Consider the following 8,540-nt stretch of genomic DNA (forward strand, 5'->3'; position numbering starts at 1 on the left):
ACTCTCAAAGCGCAGCATAAAAAAAGCGCCCCGACCGAACGGTGGGGCGCTTGTCAGTGTCTTCTCGGGATCATCCGAAGCGGCGACCAGCTGCGGTGAAGGTGTATTCATTGGCGGCAATGGTTTCATCGACAGCCTCGTCCGAGGACAGATAATCATACTCGCGCTCAAGCTGGCGGTAGAGCCAGCGGGCCAGATCGCGCAGCGCCTCGATGACCGACTCCTCGGCATCAGCGGTCATGTCCTGCCAGGTCGGGCTGTCGCGCTCGACCGTGATCGACATGCAGTATTCGTGATAATAATGGCCGCGATGGCTGGCCTCTGCGCGAATCTGATAGAAGTTGCGGCGCTGGATCGCCTGAAGGGCATCGGCGATGCGGTGCAGTTCGGTGTCCTGCGGGGCGTATTCTCGGATCAGGTGCGGCGCCTGTTTGCGGTAGGAATACCACGATTCAAAGCACGCACCGTCACCTTGTGAACAGAAGCCGCGGAACCAGATGCAGGGTTCCTGCCGGGTGCCGCCGCCCATCAATCGGACGGTGCGGGTCTTGAGGTTCAGCCCGAGGATTTCCGCGATGCGCTGGAAATCCTCATAGACGGCATCGTACCAGTCATAGTCGAATCCGCCTTCGCGGTACCAAGCACGCGCCTTGTCCTTCGCCGCTTCGGACAATTCGTCCAAGCGATAGACGGTGGTTTCGATGATCTCAGGCATAGGGATCGCCTCCCTCCAGCACGGTGGAAAGCCAGCCATCGGTATAGATCCAGTCCACCGTTTCGCCGGTGGCGAGATCGAGGACATGCGCGCCGCCACCAAATCCGTCGATACGCGGTTTCGAGCAGCTGTTTGCGTACTGGAAACCCCATAATCCGCTCAGGCCAAACTCGGCAGCGCAGCGTTTGACAAACTGAACGACATGCTCGGGATCGCCGGTGACGTCATCGCGCATCCATAGTTGTGTGCCGCCGTGCTCGGGTTGGATCGACAGCAGGAACCCGTCCGATGGTGGGGCCTCAGTGGCATTATCATCCGCCAGCGCGTTGTAGAGTTCGAGCGCACGGGCGGCGTTTTCGGGGGTGCCCACGTCAAGCAGGCAGGAAAAGTGCGTGTAATAATCGGCCATGACGGTCTCCGGACATGACATGGCCCGGCGTATGGCCGAGCCGAATGGGATGAAATGGGTAAAGCTCAGGCGTCCTGCGGCAGGCGGAGCAGATCGGCCGAGGTTTCGCGCCAGAAGGGATCGACCAACCGGGCCTCCAGCGCAGCGGCACGGTAACGCAGCCGTCTCGCATCACCGGGGTCCAAGGCCCGGAACGCCATACCGCGCAGGCGGCTGGCCTCGGTCACCATCCTGCGTGCCTCGGCATCGGATGCGACTGGCTGTTGCCAGAGAATAATGCCGGCGCGGATTTCGCCAGCGAGGACCAGACGTTGATCTTGGTCCTGAATGAGCATGATGCGCGGCTGAAAATACGGGAAGCCGTCCGGCCCCGTGCAAATATCACCGCGCGACAGGCGCAAGGCTGCGGCCAGGATGGCCTCTTCCGGTGACGGGCATTCGCCAAGCGGGATCATGCGGTCGAAACTGTTCGCCACGTCACTGGCGTCATAGCTGGCGACGCCGAGGCACGAGATGCGCAGCGGCAGCTTCTGCGACCGATAAAGCGCGGGCAGAACATCGACAGCCAGAATATGACCGATGGAACGGAAGGTTTCGGAACGGGCAAAGGTCATCGGGCTCACTCCATGACGGGCGCCGGTGAGCCTCTCTCTCCAGCCATCAACCCGTCACGGCCGAACGGCCCGCACTCTTCCTCTCTGACCGGCGCGCGCCCCCGGTTCCGCTGTCGGCGATGGGGATCATCGCAAGGCTGGAGGCCCGAAGCGCGGGCTGCCGCGTTCGGGCCGTCGGGGGTGAGACGCTTTCGCGCCTTATTCCCACGGGTCCAGTTCCAGCTTCACCATGTCGTCGTCGCCGTCGAACTCGGCGGCAGGGCAAGCGGCGTGGGTGCCGTCTCCGGCCTGGAACACAACGATCGAAACCATCAGCGTGGTGGCGAGGCTGGCGGCGAAGGCAGTGGCATCTGCATAGGACATGGGTTCCGGCTCCTGTCTTAGGAGGCGGGGGACCATCCCCCGCGCGACAGGCGCCCGAAGTGTCTGACCGGATCTGCAATCACCTGAGGGCGTTCGGACTTTTTCCGAATCCCCGAGGGCGGCACGCGCGCGTAAGCCGACCCCTTTGGGGTTGAATGTCAAAGAGACGGATCGGACCAAGGTTCGCGAATGGAAGCGGGGGTGGTTTTTCGTATCCGACTGGATGCCGGATACCCGTCGCAGATGCTCTGCCGCGCCAGCCTTGCCACCATGCTGGCATCAGGATTGTGTTCCCTTCAGGCCAGAGATGGCTGCCGCTTGTCCTGAAGGAGACGGCGGATTGCATGGTGAAGCCGGAATGGCCCCGTCCGGTGCAGACCTCCCATCCTCACGGCCCGATACCCTGTGATCGGGTCTTCAGCTCCAAAGCCCATCGGCAATTTCTCGGGCGATCATCGCGCGTGCTTTCATCATCAGATCGTCGCCCGATGTGTCGATATGACCATAGAACCGCGTACGGCCGCCATGGGCGGTCCATTCGGCGTAGCGGCAATATTCACGTGCATCGAGGCGGAACACGCGCATGTCTTCGGCCCAATGGGGTTTTGGTTCCACGACAACGGTGATGCCGTCGCGGGTTTCCTCCCAGGGCAGCGTGCGCTCCATCGGACGGTTCTCCCGATCCTGCGCAAAGATTTCGTCAATGCTGATGCTGGCAGCCATGGCGGCTCTCCAAAGAAAAAGCCCGATCACGAGGACCAGGCGAGTTGCGGAAACGGAGGGTGATAAACGGGGCGACCGAGGCCGCCCCGCATGCGTGCTATTCAGCAGCGACCATATGCTGTTCTTCCTCGTCGTCAGCCGGGTCGTCCTCGCCATCGCCGGAGAGGAAATCGGGCAGATCGTCGGCTTCCGCCGCAACGCCCGATGCCGGATCGACTTCGATACCTTCGTCCACCATGCGCAGCGGCTCAGGCAGCCAACCGGTATCGGCCAGCAGGCGTTCGGCTTCCTTGGCCATGTCGCCCTTCTTGAGGTGTCCGATCAGATCGGCGGCCCGGTCGCTGGCCCCTTCGCGCACGGCCTCAAGGATACGCGGCTTGGTCACGCGGCCGAGATAATTGCGAACCGTCGGCCGCCAGCCCATGGCCACCATGTCGAGGCCGGTCGAACGGGCCAGCCGGTCAGCCTGCGACAGGCGGATGTCCAGCCCATGCTGGCTGACGCCCGCGCCGCTATAGGGGTTGGGTTTTTCATAGAGCGCGTTGACACCGTAGCTGACGCAATGGGCGAGCAGATCCATGCGCGACCCATCATCTAGATCGGTCAGCCAATCCCAGAGGGCGGCATCGTCTGCCGGGACATGATCGCCCCAGCGTTCGTGCCGGTCTGCAATGGCCTTGGCTGAGGCGCTATCGCGCAGATCTTCGGCCTGTGTGGGCAGATCCACTTTTCGGACCTGCGCTTCCAGGCAGCCCTTGCTGGAATGAGGCATGAAGCGATCCATGACCAGCCGGTGCAGCAGTGCCGTCATGGCGACATGCGGGTTCACCGCCACCGCATCCCGCAGCGCCAATGTGCGATGCGCGGTCAGCTCGCTGACCAGACGATCGGGCAGCGGCTTGATGGTGTCGGCCTCGTCTTCCTCCTCGGTTTCGACCGGCTGGCCGCCCAGCGTGATAACCGCATGCATGCGGCTCGCCTCCGGTTCGGCGCGCTGGATCACCTCGCCAGTTTCCGGGTCAACGATCTCGGCCTCCGGTTCCGCAGGCGTTTCGTCCTCGGCGCGAACATAGCCGCGTTCGATCAGCAATGCGCCATCGGCGTCGATGCTGATGAAGACACCCGCCATGCCGATCTGGTCCGGCTCGAAGGTCATCGGACGGCGCTCGAAGGTTTCCAGCGCCTGTTCGATCTCACCGAGGCGGGCGTCGATCTCGTCAGGCAGTTCGTCGGCCTCGCCATATTCGGCTTCAAGGCGGTCATATTCGTCGCGCAATGCCTCGCGGGTGGCGCGCTCCTCTTCGCTCAAATCGACCGTGGTGCCGACAATCTGGCGAAGGCCATGGTCGTGACCATAGGGAAAGGTGATGGCGACCTCGATCCATTTCCATCCCTCGGCGGCGATGGTTTCGGCCTCGGCCTTCAGCTTTTCGCCGACCAACCGGTCCAGCAGCACCGGATCCTGGAGCCAACCGCCATCGTCCTGCTGGAAAAGATCGCGCAGCACACAGCCGCCAGCGTCCTCATAGGCATCGATGCCGACGTAGAGCGCCCGCTTATCGGCGGCGCGCACCGTGGTTTCGGTCAGTAGGCGCCGGATGTGGTAGGGTTCTTTCTGCCAGCCATCCTTGATCGCCTCCCAGACCTGCTCCTGACGGGCATGGTCAGAACTGACGCTGAAAGCCATGAGTTGTTCGAGCGTCATGCCGTCCTCGGCATAGATTTCGAGCAACGCGGGTGAGACAGAAATGAGCCGCAGGCGCTGTTTCACCACCTTGGCATCCAGGAAGAAGGCGGCGGCGATGGCTTCCTCGGACATGCCCTTGTCGCGCATGGCCTGGAAGGCGCGGAACTGGTCCAGCGGATGCAGCGGCGCGCGTTCGATATTCTCGGCAAGCGACATCTCGTCGATCAGCACATCGGCGCTGGCTTTCGACACCACGCAGGGGACCGGCGCGATCTTGGCGAGGCGCTTCTGCTTGACCAGCAGTTCCAGCGCCCGGAAGCGGCGACCGCCGGCGGGCACCTCAAAAATGCCGGTTTCCTTGCCCTCGGCATCCACCACCGGGCGGACATGCAGGGACTGGATCAGGCCGCGACGGGCGATGGACTCGGCCAACTCCTCGACCGAGATCCCGGCCTTGACGCGCCGGACGTTGGACTGGGAAAGCACCAGCTTGTTGAAGGGAATATCGCGCGAGGACGACAGGGTGATCTTCTGAGCGGCAGTAGCCATCATAGTTACTCCATGACGGACGCCGGGGAGCCTCTCTCTCCGGCTATCAGCCCGTCACGAAGCGAAGCGCCGCCCTCTTCCTCTGAAGAGAGCGACGCCAGCCGCAGAACCTGAAACCCGGAAATCAGGCACTCCGGTTTTCTGTATCGGCGGATGTACGGGAAAAGCTCGCACCGACGCGGTAGAGCAGACGTTCAGCGGCGCGGATGCTGCCGGTCTCGCGGGCGGCCTCGGCCCAGACCGAGATCGGGAAATCGCCGGTGAACAGCAGATCGCGCTCGATCTCCATGCCGAAGGGCAGCCGGACTGACTGAATCTCGCTCAGGCTCCACGACCCCAGTTCGGGATAGCCGAGATCGGCCAGACCGAACATGATGTCGCCATCCTCATCCAGTTCGGTGGCAAGCCAGACGCCCTCGCCGAGGGGGTTGAAGAACTTCACGACCGGGATGTGATCCTGATCGCGCTGGCGTCCATTCGCCAACAGGCGGTCGCGCTGTGCGCCGGTCAGAAGGATCATGCCGCAGCCCTCCGGTCGGTTACGCTCGCATCCGACTCCCCGGTGTCCTCGGCAGGGAGATGCGACAGCAACCAGTCCGCCGCCTTGCTGGCCTGCGAGGCCGCGCGGACAATGGCGCGGGAATCCTCGCGCATGACTTCCAGCCACGACCCGATGTAATCGGCATGGCGGACGGTCGGCACGATCCCGAGCGCGGCGCAGCTGAAAGCCGCGGTTTGCTCGGCAATCATTTCCTCGAAGGCGTATTTCTTCGAGCCGAACGAGCCGGTCAGATCGCGGTTGAGACGGCTATGATGGCCGCTGGCGTGACCCAGCTCGTGCAGGGCCGTTCTGTGCCAGTTGATCGGCTCGAAATAGGCTTGCGGAGGCGGCACCTGCACATAGTCGAGCGAGGGCATGTAGAAGGCGCGATCGCCGCCAATGCGGAAGTCGATGCCGGTGGCATGGATCAGCGCCTCGACCCGAGGTTCGATCAGGCCCGGCGGCGGTGGCGGCGCGACTGCCGTGATGTCATCGGGCAGACCATCGCATTGTGCGGCATTGAAGACTGTGAACCGCTTCAGAAACGGTATGGCATGCGCATCTTCACCCGTCTCGCGGGCACGGCGTTTCTCGTCCTCGGGGGTGAAACGATCTGCATAAACGACGGTGGTGCCACGTTCGCCCTTTCTGACATTGCCGCCAAGCGAAAGGGCCTGGCGGAAAGTCAGCCACGCCTGACCGGGGAAGCCGTGCTGGATGACAGCGCCCCAAAGGATCAGAATATTAATACCGGAATAGGACCGGCCGGTTGAAGCATTTCTCGGCAGGCCCAGCGGGGCGGTATCAGGCGACGCACCCCAAGGCTGGACCCATGGCAACCGCCCTTGCTCCAGCTCGGCGATGATCTTGTTGGTGATGTCGTCGTAAAGGTTGCTGCGCGCGCCACCTTCCGCGAGGTTACGACCCTGTCTGGCCATCGGGATGATCTCCGCGACGGGCGCCGGAAGCCTCTCCTCCAGCCATCAACCCGTCACGGAAAATCCGTCCGCACTCTCACTCTGAAGGGGGCGTTGCGGGGTCTCCCCGCAGAAGGGGTCGGCCGAGACATTGGCTCGTCCGCAGGGGAAGGCTTTCCCCTCAAGGTTTCCCTTGTCGGACACTCCATATTGAAAACTGTCAGAAAACTGCCTATCTTTCTGACAGGAGTTTTGCTGTGCAACATTTGACCGAACAGATACTGGCCTATGCCGAGCGACTTCCGGAAGGAACGCCGCTGGCCGCGAAGAGCCTGCTCCATCTCGGCAACCGCGCGGGGGTGGATCAAGCCTTGTCGCGTCTTGCCGTACGCGGACAACTGATCCGCGCCGGACGAGGCGTTTATCTGCACCCCATCAAGAGTCGGTTTGGCACGCGCGCTCCTTCGATAGAGCAGGCGGTCGAGGCTCTGGCGGCACAACGAGGTGAGATTATCGTACCGAATGGCGCGGCTGCGGCAAACGCGCTCGGGCTGACGACGCAGGTCCCGGTTCGCTCCGTCTATCTGACATCAGGTCGTAGCCGCACCATGACCCTGGGCAAGCAGCTTGTGGAGTTGCGGCATGCACCGCGCTGGCAGCTCGCTCTGGCCGATCGACCGGCAGGACAAGCGGTTCGCGCTTTGGCCTGGCTCGGCCCTGAGAAGGCAGAAACGGCGCTTAAGACCCTGAAAGGAAAATTGCCCCCAACAGCGTTTGGCGAATTGGTGACGGCTGCACCTCAGTTTCCGACATGGCTGGCTCGAAGCGTCAGCAAGGCTGCTCATGGCTGAGCCCTTTTTGTCTTTGACAGCCCAGGATCGTCGCGACGCATTGGGCGTAGCCGCCGATCGCTCGGGACGGCCCGCCCATCTGCTTGAAAAGGATGTCTGGGTCGTCTGGGCGCTTCAGACAATTTTCGGTTCTGCCTTCGGCGACCATCTTGCCTTCAAGGGTGGAACCTCGCTTTCAAAGGCCTATGGCATCATCCAGCGCTTCTCGGAAGATGTCGATCTGACCTATGACATCCGGGCAATAGCGCCTGATCTGGTCGGCGATAATGGTGAGGGCCTGCCGACAACACGTAGCGAAGAAAGGCGCTGGTCCAAAGCAGTGCGCCACCGGCTGCCGGAATGGATTTCAGCTACAGTGCAGCCATTGATCGCCGACGTCATTGGCGCGCAGGGTGTTTCGGCTGTGACGCGGGTCGAGGGTGAAAAGCTCTTCATCGACTATGAGGCGACCTCCGCCGGTTCCGGTTATGTCGCGCCCAGCGTCATGTTGGAATTCGGAGCTCGCTCGACGGGCGAACCGGCCAGCCTGCGCGATGTGATCTGCGATGCAGCCGGTCTGGTTGACGGTGTGACATTTCCGACAGCGACACCGCGGGTGATGCATGCCGAGCGAACGTTCTGGGAGAAAGCGACCGCGATCCATGTCTTCTGCTTACAGGAGCGGCTTCGCGGGGAGCGCTTTGCACGCCATTGGCATGACATTGTCCGTTTGGATGGTTCCGGGATTGCGGCAGCAGCATCGGCGGATCGAGATCTTGCCCAAGCAGTGGCCAGACAGAGTATGTTTTTCGCCGAGAAGGCGGCTGATGGCGCGTCCGTCGACTATGAGGCTGCTGTAAATGGATTGTTGCAGCTCGTGCCGGGCGGCGAAGCGCGCACGGCACTCGCCTCCGATTATGCGCAAATGATTGAGGACGGGTTATTGCTTGAGGACGCGGAGTCGTTCGAGGTTCTGATCGAGCGATGCGCAGGCATTGCCGATCGGGTGAACCGCTCTGTGAAGTGAGGGGGAAAAAGGTGACGACCTATTTTACGGATCGTGAGTACGGGGCACGTCCTGCAACAATCGATGTCATTGACGAGCGCCTGTGGGCGGGCCTTTTCAGCTTGATCCAGACGAGGATTGGCGATGGCTCGTTTGGCTTGCAGATTCCGAGGTTATCCGGCCAGG

10 protein-coding genes are annotated in these 8,540 nt (G+C 62.3%); 2 read left to right on the forward strand and 8 right to left on the reverse strand.

Translation table 11 applies throughout. From position 1 onward, the window contains the following. Positions 1–70: 70 nt before the first annotated feature. The 8 genes from CG51_RS14950 to CG51_RS14980 form a co-directional block, all read right to left on the reverse strand. A complete protein-coding gene (locus tag CG51_RS14950) occupies positions 71–715 on the reverse strand; it encodes a hypothetical protein (RefSeq protein WP_035746346.1) in 645 nt (214 codons plus the stop codon). Continuing rightward, positions 708–1,124 (reverse strand): hypothetical protein, encoded by a 417-nt coding sequence (locus CG51_RS14955; RefSeq protein ID WP_035746347.1) that lies wholly within the window; start codon positions 1,122–1,124, stop codon positions 708–710. The genes CG51_RS14950 and CG51_RS14955 overlap by 8 nt, the downstream gene beginning before the upstream one ends. A gap of 65 nt (positions 1,125–1,189) precedes the next feature. Next, positions 1,190–1,738: a hypothetical protein gene (locus tag CG51_RS14960; protein WP_035746348.1), complete on the reverse strand. Its 549-nt coding sequence runs from the start codon at positions 1,736–1,738 to the stop codon at positions 1,190–1,192. 198 nt (positions 1,739–1,936) lie between these two features. Further along, positions 1,937–2,101 (reverse strand): hypothetical protein, encoded by a 165-nt coding sequence (locus CG51_RS20180; RefSeq protein WP_010335706.1) that lies wholly within the window; start codon positions 2,099–2,101, stop codon positions 1,937–1,939. Between the two features lie 417 nt (positions 2,102–2,518). Next, positions 2,519–2,824, reverse strand: a complete 306-nt coding sequence (locus tag CG51_RS14965; RefSeq protein WP_035746349.1) for a hypothetical protein — start codon at positions 2,822–2,824, stop codon at positions 2,519–2,521. A gap of 97 nt (positions 2,825–2,921) precedes the next feature. Continuing rightward, positions 2,922–5,060, reverse strand: a complete 2,139-nt coding sequence (locus CG51_RS14970) for a Spo0J and enkurin domain-containing protein (RefSeq protein ID WP_035746364.1) — start codon at positions 5,058–5,060, stop codon at positions 2,922–2,924. A gap of 124 nt (positions 5,061–5,184) precedes the next feature. Then, positions 5,185–5,580: a DUF2958 domain-containing protein gene (locus CG51_RS14975; protein WP_035746350.1), complete on the reverse strand. Its 396-nt coding sequence runs from the start codon at positions 5,578–5,580 to the stop codon at positions 5,185–5,187. Further along, on the reverse strand, positions 5,577–6,539 hold the full coding sequence (locus tag CG51_RS14980) for an ArdC family protein (RefSeq protein WP_035746351.1): 963 nt from the start codon (positions 6,537–6,539) through the stop codon (positions 5,577–5,579). The genes CG51_RS14975 and CG51_RS14980 overlap by 4 nt, the downstream gene beginning before the upstream one ends. A gap of 236 nt (positions 6,540–6,775) precedes the next feature. Here CG51_RS14980 and CG51_RS14985 point away from each other — a divergent pair, with 236 nt between their 5' ends. Together CG51_RS14985 and CG51_RS14990 are read left to right on the forward strand one after the other, a co-directional pair. Beyond that, complete coding sequence (locus CG51_RS14985; protein WP_035746352.1) at positions 6,776–7,369, forward strand: DUF6088 family protein; 594 nt, start codon at positions 6,776–6,778, stop codon at positions 7,367–7,369. After that, positions 7,362–8,375 carry a nucleotidyl transferase AbiEii/AbiGii toxin family protein gene (locus CG51_RS14990; protein WP_035746353.1) on the forward strand — a complete coding sequence of 338 codons (1,014 nt, stop codon included), beginning with the start codon at positions 7,362–7,364 and terminating at the stop codon, positions 8,373–8,375. Before CG51_RS14985 ends, CG51_RS14990 begins: the two co-directional genes overlap by 8 nt. Positions 8,376–8,540 lie beyond the last annotated feature (165 nt).

This window comes from Haematobacter missouriensis, assembly GCF_000740775.1.
Lineage (GTDB): Bacteria > Pseudomonadota > Alphaproteobacteria > Rhodobacterales > Rhodobacteraceae > Haematobacter > Haematobacter missouriensis.

Excerpts from the sequence above, each read along its gene's own strand:
- CG51_RS14950 (WP_035746346.1), bottom strand. The coding sequence starts at position 715 with ATGCCTGAGATCATCGAAACCACCGTCTATCGCTTGGACGAATTGTCC.
- CG51_RS14955 (WP_035746347.1), bottom strand. The coding sequence starts at position 1,124 with ATGGCCGATTATTACACGCACTTTTCCTGCCTGCTTGACGTGGGCACC.
- CG51_RS14960 (WP_035746348.1), bottom strand. The coding sequence starts at position 1,738 with ATGACCTTTGCCCGTTCCGAAACCTTCCGTTCCATCGGTCATATTCTG.
- CG51_RS20180 (WP_010335706.1), bottom strand. The coding sequence starts at position 2,101 with ATGTCCTATGCAGATGCCACTGCCTTCGCCGCCAGCCTCGCCACCACG.
- CG51_RS14965 (WP_035746349.1), bottom strand. The coding sequence starts at position 2,824 with ATGGCTGCCAGCATCAGCATTGACGAAATCTTTGCGCAGGATCGGGAG.
- CG51_RS14970 (WP_035746364.1), bottom strand. The coding sequence starts at position 5,060 with ATGGCTACTGCCGCTCAGAAGATCACCCTGTCGTCCTCGCGCGATATT.
- CG51_RS14975 (WP_035746350.1), bottom strand. The coding sequence starts at position 5,580 with ATGATCCTTCTGACCGGCGCACAGCGCGACCGCCTGTTGGCGAATGGA.
- CG51_RS14980 (WP_035746351.1), bottom strand. The coding sequence starts at position 6,539 with ATGGCCAGACAGGGTCGTAACCTCGCGGAAGGTGGCGCGCGCAGCAAC.
- CG51_RS14990 (WP_035746353.1), top strand. The coding sequence starts at position 7,362 with ATGGCTGAGCCCTTTTTGTCTTTGACAGCCCAGGATCGTCGCGACGCA.